This window comes from Actinosynnema pretiosum, assembly GCF_002354875.1.
In the GTDB taxonomy this organism is placed as follows: Bacteria; Actinomycetota; Actinomycetes; order Mycobacteriales; family Pseudonocardiaceae; genus Actinosynnema; species Actinosynnema auranticum.
In genome coordinates, this window is sequence record NZ_CP023445.1 from 1,168,883 (window position 1) to 1,188,591 (window position 19,709).

At 75.1% G+C, this 19,709-nt stretch carries 16 protein-coding genes; 7 read left to right on the forward strand and 9 right to left on the reverse strand.

What is annotated here, in order from left to right; all coding sequences use genetic code 11:
* Window positions 1-83 precede the first annotated feature (83 nt).
* The 5 genes from CNX65_RS05350 to CNX65_RS05365 all read right to left on the reverse strand — a co-directional run bounded on the left by CNX65_RS05350 (window position 84) and on the right by CNX65_RS05365 (window position 3,823).
* Window positions 84-581: a PH domain-containing protein gene (locus CNX65_RS05350; RefSeq protein WP_232519706.1), complete on the reverse strand. Its 498-nt coding sequence runs from the start codon at window positions 579-581 to the stop codon at window positions 84-86.
* A 61-nt stretch (window positions 582-642) separates the two neighbouring features.
* Window positions 643-795, reverse strand: a complete 153-nt coding sequence (locus CNX65_RS35155; RefSeq protein WP_012783683.1) for a hypothetical protein — start codon at window positions 793-795, stop codon at window positions 643-645.
* Window positions 796-928: 133 nt separating this feature from the next.
* On the reverse strand, window positions 929-2,791 hold the full coding sequence (locus CNX65_RS05355; RefSeq protein ID WP_096491767.1) for an AMP-binding protein: 1,863 nt from the start codon (window positions 2,789-2,791) through the stop codon (window positions 929-931).
* A gap of 41 nt (window positions 2,792-2,832) precedes the next feature.
* Window positions 2,833-3,036 carry a hypothetical protein gene (locus CNX65_RS05360; protein ID WP_096491768.1) on the reverse strand — a complete coding sequence of 68 codons (204 nt, stop codon included), beginning with the start codon at window positions 3,034-3,036 and terminating at the stop codon, window positions 2,833-2,835.
* A 313-nt stretch (window positions 3,037-3,349) separates the two neighbouring features.
* On the reverse strand, window positions 3,350-3,823 hold the full coding sequence (locus tag CNX65_RS05365) for a MarR family winged helix-turn-helix transcriptional regulator (protein WP_218181571.1): 474 nt from the start codon (window positions 3,821-3,823) through the stop codon (window positions 3,350-3,352).
* Window positions 3,824-3,931: 108 nt separating this feature from the next.
* On the opposite strand from CNX65_RS05365, the gene CNX65_RS05370 reads away from it, so the two are divergent.
* The 6 genes from CNX65_RS05370 to CNX65_RS05395 all read left to right on the forward strand — a co-directional run bounded on the left by CNX65_RS05370 (window position 3,932) and on the right by CNX65_RS05395 (window position 12,194).
* Window positions 3,932-4,537: an FMN-dependent NADH-azoreductase gene (locus tag CNX65_RS05370; protein ID WP_096491770.1), complete on the forward strand. Its 606-nt coding sequence runs from the start codon at window positions 3,932-3,934 to the stop codon at window positions 4,535-4,537.
* A gap of 949 nt (window positions 4,538-5,486) precedes the next feature.
* Window positions 5,487-6,482, forward strand: a complete 996-nt coding sequence (locus CNX65_RS05375) for a tetratricopeptide repeat protein (protein WP_096491771.1) — start codon at window positions 5,487-5,489, stop codon at window positions 6,480-6,482.
* A gap of 323 nt (window positions 6,483-6,805) precedes the next feature.
* Entirely contained in the window at window positions 6,806-7,141 is a 336-nt protein-coding gene (locus tag CNX65_RS05380) for a hypothetical protein (RefSeq protein ID WP_096491772.1), read from the forward strand.
* A gap of 44 nt (window positions 7,142-7,185) precedes the next feature.
* On the forward strand, window positions 7,186-9,435 hold the full coding sequence (gene secD / locus CNX65_RS05385; protein WP_096491773.1) for a protein translocase subunit SecD: 2,250 nt from the start codon (window positions 7,186-7,188) through the stop codon (window positions 9,433-9,435).
* A gap of 635 nt (window positions 9,436-10,070) precedes the next feature.
* Window positions 10,071-11,243 (forward strand): lactate 2-monooxygenase, encoded by a 1,173-nt coding sequence (locus tag CNX65_RS05390; protein WP_096491774.1) that lies wholly within the window; start codon window positions 10,071-10,073, stop codon window positions 11,241-11,243.
* Between the two features lie 90 nt (window positions 11,244-11,333).
* The gene (locus tag CNX65_RS05395) at window positions 11,334-12,194 is read left to right on the forward strand and encodes a hypothetical protein (protein ID WP_096491775.1); all 861 of its coding nucleotides are present in this window, start codon (window positions 11,334-11,336) and stop codon (window positions 12,192-12,194) included.
* A 3-nt stretch (window positions 12,195-12,197) separates the two neighbouring features.
* On the opposite strand, the gene CNX65_RS05400 is transcribed toward CNX65_RS05395, so the two are convergent.
* The 3 genes from CNX65_RS05400 to CNX65_RS05410 form a co-directional block, all read right to left on the reverse strand.
* Window positions 12,198-12,884 (reverse strand): helix-turn-helix domain-containing protein, encoded by a 687-nt coding sequence (locus CNX65_RS05400; RefSeq protein ID WP_232519707.1) that lies wholly within the window; start codon window positions 12,882-12,884, stop codon window positions 12,198-12,200.
* A gap of 45 nt (window positions 12,885-12,929) precedes the next feature.
* On the reverse strand, window positions 12,930-14,327 hold the full coding sequence (locus CNX65_RS05405) for a carbohydrate-binding protein (RefSeq protein WP_096491777.1): 1,398 nt from the start codon (window positions 14,325-14,327) through the stop codon (window positions 12,930-12,932).
* Between the two features lie 319 nt (window positions 14,328-14,646).
* Window positions 14,647-16,314 (reverse strand): bifunctional 3'-5' exonuclease/DNA polymerase, encoded by a 1,668-nt coding sequence (locus tag CNX65_RS05410; RefSeq protein WP_096491778.1) that lies wholly within the window; start codon window positions 16,312-16,314, stop codon window positions 14,647-14,649.
* An 83-nt stretch (window positions 16,315-16,397) separates the two neighbouring features.
* Here CNX65_RS05410 and CNX65_RS05415 point away from each other — a divergent pair, with 83 nt between their 5' ends.
* Window positions 16,398-18,881, forward strand: a complete 2,484-nt coding sequence (locus CNX65_RS05415; RefSeq protein WP_157767514.1) for a P-loop NTPase family protein — start codon at window positions 16,398-16,400, stop codon at window positions 18,879-18,881.
* Here the strand turns inward: CNX65_RS05415 and CNX65_RS05420 are convergent.
* Window positions 18,878-19,525, reverse strand: a complete 648-nt coding sequence (locus CNX65_RS05420; protein ID WP_096491780.1) for a class I SAM-dependent methyltransferase — start codon at window positions 19,523-19,525, stop codon at window positions 18,878-18,880. The two genes, CNX65_RS05415 and CNX65_RS05420, sit on opposite strands and share 4 nt — an antisense overlap.
* Window positions 19,526-19,709: the final 184 nt, after the last annotated feature.

Consider the following 19,709-nt stretch of genomic DNA (forward strand, 5'->3'; position numbering starts at 1 on the left):
CGGGGCCCCGGGCGCTTCGGCTTGCGGCGCACAGGTCTCCGGCACGGGGATGGGGGTCGCCTGCCCGCGCTCGTCCGGCGTCGTCACGTCGCGTCACCCGGCGTGGCCTGCGTCGTCGAGGTCAGCTCCTCGGCCAGCCGGACCGCCTCGGCGTGGTCCAGACCGGCGATCTCCACCGGCCCCGCCGCCGACGCCGTGGTCACCGTCACCGTCGACAGGCGCAGCAGCTGCTGGAGCGGCCCGCGCTTGGTGTCCACGGTCTGGATGCGCGAGACCGGCGCGATCCGCCACTCCTGGGTCAACCAGCCGGACAGCGTGTACACCGCCTCCGGCGTGGCCTCCCAGCGGTGCACGCGGTACCGCCACCGGGGCATCACCAGCGTGTGCGCCACGCCCACGACGACCGTGGCCACCAGGCCGGCGGTCTGCCACGTCGACGCGTCCGACACCAGGAAGTAGGGGACCAGCTGGATCGCCAGCAGCACCAGCCACCCGATCGCCGCGTCCAGGGTCCAGAGGGTGATCGCCCTGCGGCTGACCCGGTTCCGGGGCGCGCGCAGGCGCAACACGTCGGTGCTCACTCACTCACTGTGCCCGAAGGACCGGGGTCGCGTCACACGACCCCGGCCGGTGAGCGGGTGCTCAGGGCTCGATGGAGTAGGGCGGGGTGAAGGTGTCCTCGATCGCGGAGGCGTTGACCGCGGGGCTCGCGCTCGCCGCGACGGCCGCGACCACGCCGAAGGACGCGCAGAGAGCGGCGACCGCGAGGATCCTGCGGAGAGAGTTAACAACCATCGTCAAGCTCCGTTCGCTCGGTGGCACCGCGGCCCGCGGCAGCGGTTCGCGGCCCTGGGACGCAGGGGAGGCAAACGTCCTCGCGGAGCATGGCACACATGGCGGCGCGCGCTCACCCCCGAGTTCCGCCCGATCACGCTCCGAGTTCGCGCTTGAGGACCTTGCCGGTGGCGTTGCGGGGCAGTTCCGGGCGGAAGACGACGGCGCGCGGCACGGCGAACCGGGCGAGCTCCGCCCGCACCCGCGCCAGCACCGCCTCCTCGGTCGGGCCGTCGTCGTCCTTGACCACGTGGGCCACCAGCCGCTGCCCGAACCGCTCGTCCGGCACGCCCACCACGGCCACCTCGCGCACGCCGGGCATAGCGGAGATCACGTCCTCGACCGCCGAGGGGTGGACGTTCTCGCCGCCGGAGACGACCATCTCGTCGTCCCGGCCGACGACGAACAGCAGCCCGTCGACGACCCGGCCGAGGTCCCCGGTGGGCAGGAGCCCGCGCACCCGGTCGCGGCTCTCGGCGTGGGTGTAGCCGTCGAACAGCATGGCGTTGCCCGCGAAGATCCGGCCGGTCTCGCCGGGGGGAACGGGGTCGCCGCGCTCGTCGAGGATCTCCAGGACGGTGTCGGGCGGTGGTCTTCCGGCGGTGGTCGGGTGCGCGGCCAGCTCGTCGGGGCGGGCGACGGTGACCCAGGAGACCTCGGTGGAGCCGTAGAGGTTGTGCAGCGCGGGACCGGTGCGGCGCAGGCAGTCCCGGACCACGCGCGGCGGCAGCGCGGAACCGCTGGACGCGATCACCCTGGGGGAGGGGAGGGGGCCGTTCACCTCCAGGAGGCGCTGGAGCTGGACGGGGACGGTGAACAGGGCGTCGCACCCGCGCAGGTCCTGGGCCAGGGCTTCCGGGGTCGGGTGGCGGCGCAGGACGAGCGTGCCGCCGAGCACGAGGGCGAGCTGGAACGCGGCGAAGCCCCAGGTGTGGAACAGCGGGGCGGGGATCGCGCAGACGTCGCCGTGCCGCAGGGGGATGCGCGAGAACAGCGCCGCGGCGGGCGCGAGACTCGGCGGCTCGGGGCGACGGGCGCCCTTCGCGGGGCCAGAGGTGCCGGAGGTGAGCACGACGACGTGACTGCGGCTCGTGCGGGCGGGGAGGGGCGTGGTGGTGGCGCGCAGGTCGTCGAGGGTGGTGCGGGGGTGGTCGCGGGTTCCGCCGGGCGCCGCCGCGCCACCCGCCTCCGCAGGCCCGCTCCCGTGGCCGGCCCGCGCACTTCCACCCGCGTGCCCGGCCTGCGTGCTTCCGCCCACCTGTTCGGCCTGCGCAGTTCTGCCCACGCTCCCGGCCCGCGCGGTCCCGTCCACGTGCCCGGTTCCCGCGTTTCCCGCGTTCCTGCCCGCGTCCCCAGGCCCCGCGTCCCTGGGCCCCGCGTTCCCAGCCCTCGCGTCCTCAGCCTTGGTGTTCCCCGTCCCCGCGTCGTCCGCGTCGCCCGCGTCGTCCGCGCTCCCGCCGTCCTCCGGCCAGGCCGTGACGCGGATGATCCCGCTGGGCGCGTCGCGCAGCGCTCCGTCGAACTCGGCGTCGGCCACCAGCGCCACCGGTTCCTGCTCCCGCAGCACCGCCACGAGCCGCGCCGGGCTCAGCCCGCTGTTGAGCAGGACCACGTCGGCCCCGAGCTTCGCGCACGCCGTGACGGTCTCCACGAACCCCCGGTGGTTGCGGCACAGCACGGCGACCCGCTGGTCACCGCGCACGCCGAGCGCGGCGAGCCCCGCCGCGAGCCGGGTCGTGCGCAGGTCGACCTCGGCGTAGGTCAGCGCGCCGAGGTCGTCCACCAGCGCGGTCCGGTCGGGGTGCCTCGCCGCGCCGGTGGCGTAGCCGAAGGGCAGGGTGACGCGCCAGCGCAGGTACGCGCCGAGCACGCCGAGCAGCCGGTCCGGCCGCATCGGGCGCACCACGCCCGCGCGGACCAGGGTCGCCAGCGCCCGTGCTGCCGAGTAGGTGCCCATCGCTCGATGGTGGCACTACCTACCCGTGAGTAGGAAGAGGGTCAGGCTTCCGGGGCGTCGGAGGCGTTCACGACGGCGTCCCGCAGCGCGGCGCGCAGCCTGCCCACCTCCAGGGGGGTGAGCACGGCGGCCTCGCCGGGCGGCACGGTGACCACGACGTGCCCCTGGCTGACGAAGACGGTCATGTCACGGCGACGGGAAGCGATGTCGCGGCAGGCGATCTGCCACTCCTTACCTGTGCTCACAGGTTCCTACCTCCATATTCCTCGACGCGGGCGCTGCGGACGACCGGCGCGCGCCCGTGCGGGCGCGCTGGACCGGCGGCGTGGCGGACGAGCGCCGGGCAGCCGTGTCGAGCCGTCCTTAGCGTCGCACGGTGCCTTCGGTCCTGTCCCCGAGAAGGGTGAAAACGACGAGACCGGAGCGTGCCGTGGCGACCCCGTTGCGTATCGGCTGTGCGTGAGAATGCGCTACTAGCTCTCACCTGTTCGGTGGATTATTGCACCCGAATGGTGGAGCGTGCCGTGTACGTACGGTGCAGCTGGGGCGTTCTTGAGGTCAGAGGCAGGAGCCGCTGTCCGGGGTGCCCCGCTCGGCGCTGATCAGTCGGTGCAGCAGCGCCTTGAGCAGGTTCGCCTCGACCGGGCTCAGGTCGGCCGTGAACTCCGCCTCGACCGCCCCGTGCACCACCGCGACGTCCCGCTGCACGGCGCGCCCCTGCTCGGTGATCGAGGGGGTGCGCACGCGGCGGTCGTTGGGGTCCGGCTTGCGCTCCACCAGGCCCGCCCGCTCCAGGCGGTCGAGCTCGGCGGTCAGCGTCGTCTTGTCCAGGCCGAGCATGTGGCCGAGCGAGAGCTGGGTCCGGGTGCAGCTGTGGCTCACGAGCGCGGTGAGGATGACCTGCCCGCGGGTGCTGACGCCGTGCTTGGCGGCGACCTCCTGCGCGGTCGCGTTCAGCTTCTGGGCGGCGCGGTGCAGCAGCCAGTTCAGGTCTTCGCCGCGGCTGTCGGTCTGGGGCGCGGTGAGGTCCATACCCGTGGATGGTACCCCCACGTTCGGATGATCCGACCCGATATCTTCTTGACTCGGAACGTTTCTCCTCGTAACGTCTGCCCCAGGAACTTCCGAGAGGGGATCGAAATGCTGCTGCACATCGACACGAGCCTGCGCACCGAGGGCTCGGTGTCCAGGGAGGTCACCGCCGCGTTCGCCGACGCCTGGCGGCAGGCCCACCCCGGCGCCGAGTACGCCTACCGCGACCTGGGCGTCAATCCGCTGCCGCACCTCGACGCGGCGGCGCTGGCCAGCCGGATGCGCGGCGAGGAGAGCCCGCTGGCGCGCGAGCTGGGCGCCGAGCTGGAGGCGGCGGATACCGTGCTCCTGGGCACCCCGATGTACAACTTCACGATCACGTCGTCGCTGAAGGCGTGGCTGGACTGGGTGACCCAGAGCTCGTACATGGCCGACCGCGAGACGGGCAGAGGCGCCCTGAGCGGCAAGCGCGTGGTCGTGGTGACCGCCAGAGGCGGCTCGTACGCGCCGGGCACCCCGAGGGAGGGCTTCGACTTCCAGGAGCCGTACCTGAAGGCGGCCTTCAGCCTGATCGGCCTCCACCACGACCTGGAGTTCGTCCACGCCGAGATGACCAACGCCAACCTGGTCCCGGACCTGGCCCAGTTCAAGGACCTGGCAGCCACGTCCCTGGCCGAGGCCCACCGCAACGCCCGCACCCTGGCAGCCGCCTAACCCCCCCACCCACCGCGCACCCACCGCCACCGCCTGGCTGCCGCCACTGCCTGGCTACCGCCACTGCCCGGCTACCACTACAGCTTGGCTACCGCCTGCGCCTGGCTACGGCCTGGCCACCGCCACCACCCAGCCGCCATCCGTCGCGCAACTGCTGCTACCACTGCGGTTGCTACCACTGCCACCACCATGGTTGCCACCGCAGCCGCCATCCACCGCACAGCTACGACTGCGGTTACCGCCCGCCGCCACCCAACGCCCCAACTGCCACCACAACTACGGCTGCCACCCCGCCCACCGCCCAGCTACTCGCTACCCGGCTGCCACCTACCCGGCTAACGCCGTCACCCCGTTTGCCGTCCACTGCGCGGCCACCGCCCATCGCCGCGTTTACCGCTCACAACACGGTTGCCGCTGCCACCGCAGCCCCCAGTTGTCAGCTGCAGAGCAAGCCGTTCACCAGCCGCCAGCTGCTCCTCAACTCGACCGCCGGTCCGATCTCCCGCGACCAATCACCTGGTCGCTAATCACCAAGCCACACCGGTTGCCCGGCCGCCGTCTCGCCGTTTGGTCCTCCGCTCTGCCCAACACCGTCCTACTGTCCACATCTCTTCATCTCTCCTCTTCTTCCGTGCTCTCTCCTGCGGCGCCTCGTCCACGCCCTTCCCCGCTGCATCTCGTCCGCTCTCCGGACTTGGCGCTATCGCTGCTGATCGCCACTGCTGCTGGTGCTGGTGTTACTCAACGCAGCCTCAACTCCCGAAGGAGGTGTCGAACAACTCCACAACTGAATGAACGCACCAACCTCGTTGTCCGGTAAGGCATCCGGTGGTCCACTGGTCCGGATCCCGGTGTGGTGACAGCGGTTCACGACTGCGGGACCTGGGTGCATCGCCCATTGGTGTTGGTAGTGGCGCTGTCACACTGGGTGAGACCTCCGGGAGGTGCCATGTCCGAACCGATCACCGCGGTGCTCGTCCGGGCGGCCGAGTTGACCGCGAAGGGCTTGCCCTACAAGGCGATCGACCTGCTCCGCCCGGTGCTGGCGGTCAACCCGCGGCACGCGCAGGCGTGGTGCGAGCTGGCGGCTGCGCTCCTGGACGTCGATCAGCCCGATCCCGCGCTGTCGGCAGCGAAGCGGGCGTTGGTGCTGGACGGCGACCACTCGTGGGCTCAGCGCTTGGCGGCGCTCGCGCTGAGCGAGCTGGGGCGGCACCGGGAGGCGGTGGTGTCGGCTCGGGAGTGCGTGCGGCGCAAGCCGGGGGACTGGCGCTGCCTGGTGGTGCTGGCCGACGTGTTAGCCGCCGCGCCGGACGGCAGGCGGGAGGCGGTGGCCGTCGCGCGGGAGGCGACGCGGCTCGCGCCGGAGCAGGCCAGGACGTTCCAGGTGCTCGGTGACGCGGCGCTGCGCGTGGGCGACTGGGACACCGCCGAGCACGCCTACCGCACCTCGCTGCGGTTGGACCCGGAGAACGAGGACGTCAGGGCCAACCTGGCCACGGCCTGGCGCAAGCGCGGCGGCAAACCCACCGCCTCGCCCGCGCACGAGTCGCTGACCAAGGCGCACGCCCTGATCTGGTCCGCGCTCACCAGGCTGGCCGCGCTGCTGTCGGCGGGCGACCTGCTCCTGCTGCTGGCAGGTATGCCCAAGCCGACCCCGGCGCTGGCTTACCTGGCGGCGGCGCTGGTGGGCGCGTGCGCGGTGCCGGTCCTGATCGTGCTCCTCCGCGCCCGCAGGGGCACCCGTCGGGCACTCCTGGCAGTCCCGCTGCACCGCCCGAAGGTGGCACTGGCAGGCGTGGCGTTCACCGTGTCGACCTCCATCCTCGTGGTGTGGACGGCCGGCCTGTTCCTGGGCGCGACCACCATGCAACCCCTCGTCCTGTCCTGGATCTTCGCCGTCCTCGGCGGCGCGGTAGTCGTCCTGAGCGGCAACCACCGCTAACCCACCAACCCCAACCCACCAGCACCAGAACCAGCACCACCAGCAGCAGAACCAGCAGCACGCAGCCCAACCCAGACCTGCCCCACCACCAGGCCCCAGGCACACCCGGCTCGTGTTGCCTCCGCCCTGCCGCCCTGCCCGAGCCCCGATGCCGCTTCCCCTGCCTCTAGCCTGGGGTGAACAGGTCGTCGGCCGGTTTAGCCGGTTTGGCCAGCTCGGTCAGCCAGGTCAGCTTGGTGGTTGCCCGGCTTGGTCAGCCAGGTCAGCCGGGCGGTTGGCTCGCGGGACCAGGACCGGCATCGAGCCCAGAATCGGGAGGTGGGATGGTCCGCAGGGCTGTTCTGCTGGTTCTCGGGCTGGTCGCCGGTTACCTCTTCGCCAGTCCGGTCGAGCACGTCGACCTCCGGCCCGCGCTCGCCGCCGTGTCGGCCGTCGCCGACGCCGCCCACCTGCCCGCCACCTCGCGGCCCACCGGGCACCCGGTCAAGCACGGGCCCGCCGGGCAGGTCGGGCAGCCGCTCGACGGGGTGCTGCCCGTCGTCCACCGGACCCCGGCGCCCCAGGCGCGGCCCGCCGCTGTCCGTGCCGCGCACTTCGACCTCGCCCGCCGCGCCCAGGTCCCGCTCAACGGCCGCGCGCCCCCACCCGACCTCCGGTAACCGCAACCCCTCACCCCCACCCCCTCGTACCGGAGGCCACACCCATGCCGCGCCCAGCCGCGCGGCGGGAACTGCTCGTCCGGGGACTGCTGTCCCTGGGCGTTCTCGCCGCGTCCGCCTTCCTCCTGCTCACCACCGCCCCCCGCCTCGGCCTCGACCTGCGCGGCGGGACGCAGATCGTGCTCGAGACGCCCGACGGGAGCGCCTCCGAGGCCACCGACCGGGCCATGGAGGTGCTGCGCCGCCGCGTTGACGAGCTCGGCGTCGCCGAACCCGTGCTCGCCCGCTCCGGCGACCGCCGCATAGTGGTCGAGCTGCCCGGCGTCCAGGACCCGGCCGAGGCCGTCGAGGTCCTCGGCCGCACCGCGCAGCTCTCCGTCCACCCCGTCACCGGCGTCGGTGACACGCCCTCCCCGGCCGGGACCGGGATCGCGCTCGGGGACGCCGTCATGACCGGTGACGGCATCAAGAACGCCCAGGCCGCGCCCGCGCAGGGCGGCATCGGGTGGACCGTCGGCATCGAGTTCCAGGGCGACGCCCCCGCCGCCTGGCAGCGGGTCAGCGCCGAGGCGGCCTGCGCGCCGCCCGGCGACCCGCGCAGGCAGATCGCGTTCCGGCTCGACGACGAGGTGATCTCCTCGCCGCAGGTCGACCCGTCCGTCGGCTGCGGCACCGGCATGATCGGCGGCAGCACGCAGATCACCGGCTCCTTCACCCAGGACGAGGCCGAGGAGCTGGCGCTGGTGATCCGCTCCGGCGCGCTGCCCGTGCCGGTGGACGTGGTCGAGCAGCGCACCGTCGGCCCGACGCTCGGCGCCGAGGCCATCGATGCCAGCGCCCGCGCCGCGATCATCGGCGTCGCCCTGACCGGCCTGTTCCTCATCGGCGTGTACCGGCTCGCCGGCCTGGTCGCGGTGCTCGCCCTGGTCGCCTACGCGGCCGTGTCCTACGCCGCGCTCCTCGCGATCGGCGCCACCCTCACCCTGCCGGGCCTGGCCGGGTTCGTGCTGGCCGTCGGCATGGCCGTGGACGCGAACGTGCTGGTGTTCGAGCGCGCCCGCGAGGAGTTCGCCCGCCGCCGCCGGATGCCCCGCTCGGTCGACCTCGGGTTCCGGGGCGCGTTCAGCGCCGTCGCCGACTCGAACGCCACCACCCTGCTCGCCGCCGGACTGCTGTTCTGGCTGGCGGTCGGACCGGTCAAGGGCTTCGGCGTGACGCTGTCCATCGGCGTCATCGCCTCGCTGTTCAGCGCGCTCGTGCTCAGCCGCGTCCTGCTCCAGCTGATCATGCCGGTGCTGGAGCGCCGCCCCCGCTGGAGCGGTCTGCACGACCTCGGCCGGGTGCGCACCTGGCTGACCGGGCGCGGCATCGTGCTGTTCCGCCGCCCGACGCGCTGGCTGGTCGCCGCCGCGCTGATCGCGGTCGCCGCGCTGTCCGGCCTGGCCGTGCGCGGCCTCGACCTCGGCGTGGAGTTCACCGGCGGCCGGATGCTGGAGTTCACCGCCGCCTCCGCCGACACCGGCCGGGTGCGCGCCGCGCTCGCCGACGCCGGTTTCCCGGACGCCGTGGTCGTCACCTCCGGCGACAGCGGCGTGTCGGTGCGCACCGGCCCGATCGACGAGGCCGCGTCCGCGCGGATCGGCGAGGCGGTCGACCGCGCCACCGGCGGCGCGGAGCAGGTCGCCAACGAGCTGATCGGCCCCAGCCTCGGCGACGAGCTGCGCCGCAACGCGCTGATCGCGCTGGCCATCGCCGTGGCCGCGCAGCTGGCGTACCTCGCGTACCGCTTCGACTGGCGCCTCGGCCTGGCCACGGTCTCCGCGCTGGTCGCCGACGTGGTCGTGCTCGTCGGCGCGTTCGCCTGGATGGGCAAGACGGCGGACGGCGTGTTCCTGGCCTCGCTGCTCACCGTGATCGGCTACTCGGTCAACGACTCGGTCGTGGTGTTCGACCGGGTCCGCGAGCTGCGCGGGGCCGATCCGAGGCGCGCCTACCCGGAGCTCGTCGGCAGCGCCGTGCTCCAGACCATCCCGAGGACGGTCAACACGGGCATCGGCGTCCTGTTCGTCCTGGCCGCGCTGCTCGTGCTCGGCGACGGCTCGCTCGCCGACTTCGCCACCGCCCTGCTGATCGGCCTGGTCGCGGGCACCGCGTCGACGATCGTCACGGCGGCCCCGATCGCGATCGCCCTGGACGGCCGGTGGGGGCCGAACGCGGGCCGCGCGAAGCGCCCGACCCGCAAGCGCGACGTGAAGCAGGACGTGCGGAGGGAGGCGGGGGAGGGCAGGGGGTGAGCCACGCGCGGCGCGCCGGTCGGCGGGGGTCGAACCGGCCTGGCTGACGCCACCGGGGCCGGTCCGCAGGCATCCGGTCCACTGGCTGACGCGCCCGCCGGCATCCGGTCCACTGGCTGACGCGCCCGCCGGCATCCGGTCCACTGGCTGACGCGCCCGCCGGCATCCGGTCCACTGGCTGACGCGCCCGCCAGCATTCGGACCGCTGGCTGATGCGCCCGCCGGCTGACGCGCCCGCCGGCTGACGCGCCCGCTGTTCGACGCGCCCGCCGTTTGACGCGCCCGCTGGCTGGCGCGCCCGCACTGCCCGCCGCCGCACGGTCAACCAGCCGATCGACCGGCCAGCCGCCAGCCAACCCAACCCAACCCGGCCCGGCCCGGCCCGGCCACATGAGAGCCCCACCCGCAGGCCTGCACCACGCGGGTGGGGCTCTCGCACGTCCACCCCTGTGCCGTCGCGCCGGCGGGTGGCCGCCGTCCGCCGCCCCCGCCCTCGCCGCCCCGTCCCGCCCCGTCCCGCCCGACCACGCGTCACCGCACCCCCGCGGGGTCGCGGCTTGCGGGTGGGGCGGGGTGGCACCAGCATGATCTGCAGTCCGAAGCGGTGCGGTGCGGCCCAGCGGAGGTGGAACGACGTGACTGCTCAGTTCGCCGCCTACCAGAACGAGATCTACCTCCAAGGTCTGGCGGGCACCGTGCCGCCGTTCACCACCGATCCCGAGGGCCTGGCCGAGTCGGCCCGGCAGCGGCTCGGGCCCGGTCCCTACTGGTACGTCGCCGGGGCCGCCGGGAGCGGGGCCACCGCCCGCGCCAACCGGGAGGCGTTCGACGGGTGGCGGATCGTGCCCCGGATGCTCACCGGCGCCAGCCAGCGGCACCTCGGGGTCACCGTGCTCGGCACGGAGATGCCCGCGCCCGTGCTGCTCGCCCCGATCGGCGTCCAGTCGATCCTGCACCCGGACGGCGAGCTGGCCACCGCGCGCGCCGCCGCCGAGCTGGGCGTGCCGTTCGTGCTGTCCACCGCCTCCTCGCACACCATCGAGGAGGTCGCCGAGGCCGCCGGTGACGGGCCGCGCTGGTTCCAGCTCTACCGCCCCAACGAGCCCGAGGTGTGCGCCAGCCTCCTCGACCGCGCCCGCAAGGCCGGGTTCACCACCCTCGTGGTCACCCTGGACACCTGGACCCTCGCCTGGCGCCCGCACGACCTCGACCACGCCTACCTGCCGTTCATCCGCGGCATCGGCACCGCCACCCCGTTCAGCGACCCGGTGTTCCGCGCCGGTCTGAGCGCGCCGCCCGAGGAGGACCTGACCGAGGCCGTGCTGCGCTGGGTGCAGATGTTCACCGGCACCGACCACCGCTGGGAGGACCTGCCGTTCCTGCGCGAGCACTGGGACGGCCCGATCGTCCTCAAGGGAGTCCTGCACCCAGATGACGCCCTGCGCGCCGCCGACGCCGGGATGGACGGGGTCGTGGTGTCCAACCACGGCGGCAGGCAGGTCGACGGCGCGGTGGCCGCGCTCGACGCGCTGCCCGAGGTCGTGGACGCGGTCGCCGGTCGGATCGAGGTGCTGTTCGACTCGGGCGTGCGCGGTGGCGCCGACGTGCTCAAGGCGCTCGCGCTCGGGGCGCGCGCGGTGCTGCTGGGCAGGCCCTACGCGTACGGGCTCGCGCACGGCGGCCAGCAGGGCGTGCGGCACGTGCTGCGCTCGCTGCTCGCCGACTTCGACCTCACCCTCGGCCTGTCCGGGCACCGCAGCCCAGCCGAGCTGGGGCGGGACGCCCTGCGCGCCGCGCCCGGACGCTGATGCCCGGACGCTGATGCCCGCCGACCCCGTTCGGGGACGTGTCCGTTTCCTTCAAGACCGCGCGCCCACCCCGCGCCTAGGGTCGGTCGCATGATCGAACGAGCCCGGAAATTCGTCTGGCTGCACGCCCGCGCCCTGGAGCAGCGGAGGTTCGCCCTGCTGTTCGACGGCGGTCCCGCCGCCCCCGTCGTCAACGCCGTCCTGGCGCACCGCAACGACGACGGCGGGTTCGGGCACGCCCTCGAACCCGACGGGCGCGGGCCCGCCAGCCAGCCGCTGCACGTCCACACCGCGCTCAGCCTGCTCGACGAGGCGGGCGACCGCTCCCACGGCGCCGCCGCCTGCGACTTCCTCACCACGATCACCAACGCCGACGGCGGCGTGCCGAACTCGCTGGCCTCGGACGGCCCGTCCGCGCCCTGGTGGGTCGCCGACCCGGCCAGCGACCTGCTGATGACCGGCCTGCTCGCGGGCACCCTGCACAAGATCGGCGCCGAGCACCCCTGGCTCGACGCGGCCACCGCGTTCTGCTGGGAGCGCGTCGACTCGCTGGAGAAGTCGCACCCGTACGAGGTCAACGCCTGCCTGCGGTTCCTCGACCACGTCCCGGACCGGCCGCGCGCCGAGGAGGCCGCCGGGAAGCTCGGCGAGCTGGTGCGCGCGCAGGGGCTGGTCGAGCTGGGCACGGGCGCGGTGCACGAGGGGTACGCGGCGGGCGAGGTGCACAAGCCGCACGACTACGCGCCCACCCCGGAGTCGCTGGCCGCCCGCTGGTTCACCGCCGAGGAGCTCGCCCGCGACCTCGACGCGCTGGCCGCAGGGCAGCAGGACGACGGCGGCTGGACGTTCCCGTGGCCGGTGTGGACGCCCGCGACCGAGCACGAGTGGCGGCCCGTCGTCACCATCGAGGCGCTGCTGGCCCTGCGCGCGCACGGCAGGCTCGACGCCTGAGGGTCACCGCCCGACCAGCACGCCCAGGGGCACCCCGGCCAGCTCCCGCACCTCGCGCGACAGGTGCGCCTGGTCGGCGTACCCGGTGCGCGCCGCGGTCTCCGCGAACCCGGTCCCGGCGCGCGCCAGCGCCACCGCCCGGTCGAACCGCAGCACCCGCTGCAGCACCTTCGGCCCGTACCCGAACGCCGCCGCGCTGCGCCGCCGCAGCTGCCGCTCGCTGAGCCCGATCCCGTCCGCGAGCCCCGCCACCCCGCCCGGTCGCGCCACGGTCGCCGCGATCACCCGCGCCACCGGGTCCGGCGGGGACTCGCGCAGCCGCCGCACCGACTCCCGCGCCAGCACCACCTCGGGGTCGGCGGCGGTCAGCAGCCGGTCGAGCAGGGCGTCGACCGGGCCCCACAGCGCGTCCAGCGGCACCCGCCGGTCGCGCAGCTCGGCGCCGGGGACCCCGAACACCGACGGTCCGACGCCGGGCGGGAAGCGCACCGCGTGCAGCGCGCCCGACCCGGCGCTCAGGTGCGCGCGCGTGTCCGGCCCGGCGACGAACAGCCTGCCGTCGCCGGGGGAGAACAGCAGGTCCGTGCAGCCGTCCGGCACGACCCGCACCTGCCCGCCCACCGCGCCCGCGTCGACCTCGCGCCGCCACACGCAGCGCAGGCCCGAGTGCGCCCGCCTCTCCCGGTACACGCGTCCCACGGTAGCCGGGAGGGCGGGCGGTCACCCGTCACCTGGTCAGTTGCCGAACTTCACCCAGTTCACGCTCACGAACGCTGAGGGCTGACCGCTGGTGAACGTCACGTACACGTCGTGCGTCCCGGTCACCCGGCTGATGTTCGCGGGCACCGTCCGCCAGCTCTGCCAACCACCCGTGCCGCCGACCGAGAAGCTGCCGACGGGGGCCGCGGTCGGGCTGCCCAGCCGCACCTCGACCAGCCCGCTGATCCCCGCGCCCGCGCCCGACGCGACCCGGCCGAGGAACTGGCTGGCCCCGCCGCTGCCGAACCGCACGCCGGAGAACTTCAGCGAGTTCCCGTTGCCCAGCCGCGCCACGGCCTGCCCGCCGCCGGTGTCCGAAGCGGACTCGACGGTCCCGCCGCTGCGCGTGGTCGCCTGCTCGGCCTGGATGTCCGCGTACGCGTCCCAGCCGCTGCCGCCGGGCGGGGGAGTGGTCGTGGTGGTCGGGGTCGTGCCGCCGCCGCCCGCCGACCACACCGCGACGTAGTCGACCACCAGCGAGTGCCCGGACTGGGTGGCCGCCGTCGGCGTGCCGAAGCCCGCGACGCCGTTGGGGAACGCGCCGCCCATCGCCAGGTTCAGCAGCACGAAGTACCCGGCGTGGCCGGTCATGTTGCTCCACGTCGTGGCGTCGAACTGGCCCTGGTTGACGCTGTGGAACTGCTGGCCGTCGACGTACCAGCGCAGCTGCTGCGGGCTGACCGAGGTGTCCCACTCGAACCGGTAGGTGTGGAACGCCGACTGGCACGAGGAGCCGGGGCAGGCCCGGCTGTTGCCCAGGCCGTTGGTCTCGTTGCACGGGCCGCCGGGGTTGACGCCGCAGTGCAGCACGCCCCACACGCTGTTCAGGCCGTTGACGTTCTCCATGATGTCGAACTCGCCGATGGCGGGCCAGTTCCAGTAGTTGCCCCGGTACGGCGAGCCGAGCGCCCAGAACGCGGGCCAGTAGCCGAGCGCGGCGTCACCGGTCACGTTCGGCATCTGGAGCCGCGACTCGATCGCGAGCTTGCCGCCCGAGGGGGGCTTGAAGTCGCCGCGCTGGGTCTCGATGCGCCCGGACGTCCAGTTGCCCGCGCCGTCCTTGAGGGCGGTGATGCGCAGGTTGCCGGAGCCGTCGAGCTTCAGGTTGCTGGTGCTGTTCGTGTAGTTCTGGATCTCGCCGGTGCCCCAGTTGGCGGGACCGCCGGGGTAGCCGTGGCCCTGGTCGATGATCCAGTTGGACGACGACGGCAGCGTGTTCGCGGGGCCGTCGAAGTCGTCGCTCCACTGGAGCGTCCAGCCCGGTTGGCTCGGGACGGACGCGTTCGCGGAGACGGCCGCGAGCGTTGCCGCAGGGACCAGCACGGCCAACGCGGCCGTGGCCGCCAGGAGTCGTCTGCGCTTGGTGTCGGACATGGCTCGGGTGACCTCCTCGTCACGCGGCGGTCACATCATGAGAGCGCTCTCACGGGCGGAGGGCAAGGGGCCGACCGGCGCTACTTGCGACAAAACCGAAGTTCCGGCACCCAGCGGACGGGCGGTGGGGGCCGCTGGACGGCCCTGTCCCGCCGCCGGAGGGCTTGCGAGTGCCCGCCGGGGGCTTGCGCGTGCCCGCTGGACGGTTTGCGTGTGCCCGCCGGGCGGTTTGCGCGGGCCCGCTGGACCGCTTGCGCGTGCCCGCCGGGCGGCCAGGTCGCGCCCGGTTAGGTCGTCCCCGCCCCAGCCCGCCTTCCACCTACTTCGCGTCCGAGTACCGCTCCACCGCCACCGCCTTCAGCGGGAACCGCACGTCCGTGCCCTCGAACACCAGCCGCGACGCCTCCTCGCCCGCCGCCACGACCTCCGCGCACACCGCCTCCGCCGCCCCGGCCGGGCAGTGCACCAGCACCTCGTCGTGCTGGAAGAACACCAGGTGCGCCTCCGGCGCCCGCTCGTGCAGCCGTCTCCGCAGCGCGCCCAGCAGCGCCGCCGTCCAGTCCGCCGCGCTCGCCTGCACCACGAAGTTCCTGGTGAACCGCCCCCACTCCCGCGCCGCCCGCTGCGAGCGCCGCAGCGCGTCCTCCCCGTCGTCGGTGCTCCCCGTCGCCTCGTGCCAGGCCTGCGACGGCGTGGGCGAGGTCCGGCCCAGCCGCGACCGCACCACCCCGCCCCGCTCGCCCTCGCGCGCCGCCCGCTCCACGTACCCGACCGCGTCCGGGAACCGCCGCCGCAGCACCGCGAGCAGCTCCGCCGCCCCGCCGCTGGTGCCGCCGTACATCGCCGACAGCATCGCGATCTTCGCCTGCCCCCGGTCGCCGTGGAACGAGTCCGCCGCGAGCGTCGTGTACAGGTCGTCCTCGCCCGCGACCTCGGCCAGCCGCCGGTCCCGCGACAGCGCCGCCAGCACCCTCGGCTCCAGCTGCGCCGCGTCCGCCGCCACCAGCACCCACCCCGGATCGGCGCGCACCGCCGTGCGCAGCGAGCGCGGGATCTGCAGCGCCGCACCACCCCGCGTCGCCCACCTCCCGGACACCACCCCGCCGACGACGTAGTCGGGCCGGAACCGCCCGTCCGCCACCCACGCGTCCAACCAGGACCAGCCGTGCGCCACCCACAGCCGCGCCAGCTCCTTGTACGCCAGCAGCGGCTCGGCGGCGGGGTGGTCCAGCTCCTTGATCACCCACGCCCGCGCGGACGGCACGTCCACGCCCTCCCTGGCGAACGCGCGCACGATGCTCGCCGGGTTGTCCGGGTTCACCGCCCGCCCGCCGAACGCCGCCGTGATCCGGTCGGCCAGCTCGGCGAGCCTGCGCGGCCTCACCCCCGGCGCGGTCCTCGGCCCGAGCAGGTCGGCCAGCAGCTCCTCGTGCACGTCCCGCCGCCACGGCAGCCCGAAGTGCGTCATCTCCGCGCCCGCCAGCGCGCTCGCGGACTCGGCGGCGAACAGCAGCCGCAGCGACGGCGGCAGCCCGGCCGCGACCCGCCGCTGCTCGGCGTGCACCCGCACCACCGCGTCCAGCGGGTCGACCCCGCCGGGCAGCGGCGCGCGCTCCGGCTCGAACAGCACCGGCTGGTCGTCCTTCTTGCGCGGGGCCACGTCGTCGGGCGCGGGCAGCCCGTCCAGCCTGGCCACGGCCGCCGCCAGGTCGCGCGGCTCGCGGTGCCCGCCCCGGTGCGCGAGCAGCAGCTGCTCGACGTGCCGCAGGTCGTGGCACCGCTCCACCCGCGCGCCGCGCGCCAGCAGCTCCGGGTACACCTCCTCGGTCGACGCCCACAGCCAGCGCGGCCGGTGCGCGGCCTCGTGCGCCGCGACCTCGGCGGCCAGGTCGTCGGTCCGCACGGGCGCGCCGACCGGGACGCCGTCGTCGGACAGCGCCTGAAGGCGTCCCGCGTTGTCGCCCTCGCGGACCAAGGCTGCGAACATGTGTTTGATTCTGCGCGCCACCCCCGACAACGACGGCGGGGATGTCTCTTTCGTGTCACCCGCCGCTGAGGACGATGGGCGCCGTGGACCGGACGCCCTCCCCCGCGGAGCTGCTCGACCCGCTGCGCGCCGCCGTGCCCCTGCACGGGCGCACCGCCGAGCTGGGCAGGTTGCGGCGCTGGCGCGACAGCTCGCGCGGCCCGTCCCTGCTGCTGCTGCACGGGCCGTCCGGGGTCGGCAAGACCCGGCTCGCGCACGAGGCGGGGATCGTCGCGGTGGTCGACGACGCGGACCTGGTCCCGGCCGCCGACCTGCGCGCGACGCTCGCCGAGCACCCCCGGCTGCTGCTGATCGCGCGGGACGCGGGCTGGTGGTGGTCGGCGGCCAGGCAGCGCGCCGCGGACCTCGACCACACCTGCGGCGAGCTGCGGCTGGACCCGGACCCCGGCGACTTCGCCCAGGCCTGCGGCTACTACGCGTCCGCCCTCGGCCTGCCCGCCCCGAACCCGCTCGCGGGCACGATCACCGGCGCCCGCGCCCCTGGCAGCGCGGATTCGGTGTTCCGCACGGCGTTCGACCTGCACCTGGCCGCGCTGGCCGAGGTGCACGGCGTGCGCGGCGGCCAGGTGGAGCTGGTGCGGTGGCTGGTCAGCCTGGACCCCACCGCCGAGCCGCCGCCCGGACGGCTCGCGGAGGACGTGCTCGCCGTGGCGCTGCTGGACGAGCGGATCAACCCCGAGCGCACCCCCGGATCGCTGCAGATCCTGGCGCGCGCCGCCCAGCGCTGGCCGCACGTGCTGCACCGGGTGGGGGAGCTGTTCACCGCGCGCCCCGAGCTGGCGTCGACCGCGACCGCCGCGACCCTGGCGGCCCTGCCGCCGCGCGCGGTGGCGGCGGTGGCCAGGCGGGTGTTCGACGACGAGCGCTTCCACGGCGACCCGGTGACCGCCCAGCTCACCCGCGTCCTGCTGGACGGGGCGGGCGACGACCCGGTGGAGCGCGCCGAGCTGCACGGGGTGCTCAGCGCCCGCGCCGCGCTCGCCCACCTGCGCGAGGAGGCGGTGGAGGCCGCGCTCGCCGAGGTCGAGCTGTGCCGGGACCTCGCCGACGCCGACCCCGTCGAGCACCGCAGCGCGCTGGCCGACGCGGTCGGCGACCTCGCGGTGCGCCTGGTCGCCGCCGGGCGGCCGGTGGACGCGCTGCGCGCCTCGGAGGAGGCGGTGGCGCTGTGCGAGCTGGCCGCCGCCGAGGACGAGGACTGCCTGCCCAGGCTGGCCGCCGCGCTGGAGCAGCTCGGGCTGCGGCACGCCGGGCTCGGCGACCAGTCCGCGTCGCTGCTCGCGCTCACCGAGGCGTGCGCGCTCCAGCAGCGGCTCGCCGAGCACAACCCGGCGCTGTTCCGGATGGACCTGGCCCGCGTCTCGCACCAGCTCGCGGTGCGCGCGTTCGAGTCCGGGAAGGACGGCGCGCAGGCCACCGACGCGGCGGTGCGCCGGTGGCGGCGGGTCGCCGCGGACGACCCGCGCTACGAGCCGGACTTCGCCCGCGCCCTGATGTCCGCCGCCGACCTGCTCGCCCCGCGCGGGCACCGCGAGCGGGCCAGGGCGCTGGTGGACGAGGCGATCTGGGTGCTGCGGCGGCTGGCCGACGTGAACCCGACCGCGTTCGGGCCGCAGCTGGCCACCGCGCTGGAGCGGCTGAGCGGGCTCGCCCCGCCCGCCGAGGTCGGCGAGGCGGTGAAGGCCGCCGGCGAGGCGGTGCTCGCCCGGCGCGAGCACGCGGCGCGCGGCGAGGAGGGCGCGCTCGCGGCGCTGGCCGGGTCGCTGGTCGGGCAGGCCGCGCTGCTCACCGGCGGGCAGCGGCTGTGCGCCTCGCAGGAGGCCGTCGACATCGCCGGGCGGCTGCGCGGGCGCCCGGCCGAGCTGGTCGTGGCGCGGGTCGGGCTGGTGCGGGCGCTGCTGTGCAACGGGCGCGGGCCCGAGGCGGTCAGCGCCGTGGACGACGTGCTGGAGGCGGTGCGCGCGCTGCCGAGGCGGGTGCTGGTGGCGCAGGCGGACCGGGTGACCGACGCGCTGCACGCCCTCGTCGACGACCTCGCGGGCTCCGACCGCGGCCCCACCGCGCTGCGGCTGGCCGAGCTGGTCGCCGAGCTGTGGCGCGACCTCATCGGCCACCACCTGGGCGCGCCGGTCGCGTACGCGGCGGCCGTGCACCGGGTCGCCGAGCACGACCGCCCGGAGAGCGGCCGTGCGCGGGCTGCGGTGCTGCTGTGGCACCTGGCTCGCGCGCCCGAGCAGCTGCGCGCCGACCGCCGGTACGCGGACGCGCTCGCGCTGCACGCCAGGATCGCCGCCGCCGGTGGCGGTGCGGCGGCCCTCGAAGCGGCGCACCGGGCGGCGACCGTGCTGCGCGAGTCGGGCGCGCCCGCCGACCTGGTCGTGGGCGCGGTGGACGCGGTGGTGCGCGCCCACCCGGACCCCGAGGAGGCCAGGGGGCGGTTGCGGGAGCTGGGGGAGCGGGAGCGGTTCAGCGGGCGGGAGAGCGAGCGCGCGCGGGGCGGGCGCTAGTTCAACGGCTTGCGGGCCAGCAGGAACAGGTGCTCCTCCGGGACGGCGCCGGGGAAGTCCGGGGTGAACTCGCCGTGCCGCTCGTGCTCGACGCGCAGCCCGGTGGACTCGACCAGCGCGCGGAACGCGGGCTCCGGGAAGCTCGTGCAGCGCACCGGCTGGCCCAGCCAGACCAGGTCCACGCCCTCGACGTCGGCGGGCACGGTCGCCACGGCCAGCAGACCGCCGGGGACCAGCCGGTCGGCGAGGTCGGCCAGCACGCGGGCCTGGTCGGCGCGCGGCATCTGGAGCAGCGGGAAGAACGCGGTGACCGCGTCCAGCGACTCCGGCGCGGCGGGCAGCTCGCGCACGTCCACCAGCTCGAACCGCGCCCCCGGCACCCGCTCGCGGGCCAGCTCGACCATCGTCGTGGACACGTCGCACCCGGTCACCCGGTGCCCGGCGGCGACCAGCCGCTCGGCGGTGGGCCTGCCGGTGCCCGACCCGACGTCGAGCACCCGCGCCCCCTCGGGCAGCTCCGCCAGCAACCAGTCGAGCGCGGCGAGCTGCTCGGGCAGGTCCGCGAAGGCCCGCTCGTAGTCCTCGCCGAGCGCGTCGAACGCCCGCGCGGCCGGATCGGGGAGGTGTCCGCCGTGGACGGTCATCGCGCAGCGCTCCTGTCCCGGCGCCGGGGGCGGCCCGGCACCACGATCGCCGGTGCTCCTGCCCCGGCACGCTAGCGCCGCGCGCGCCCGGCCGACACCGCTGCCGGTGGGATCAGCCGCCCGCGTCCTCCCCCTGGAACGACGGAACCGGGACCCGCCTCGAAGGCGGGCCCCGGTCCGGGGT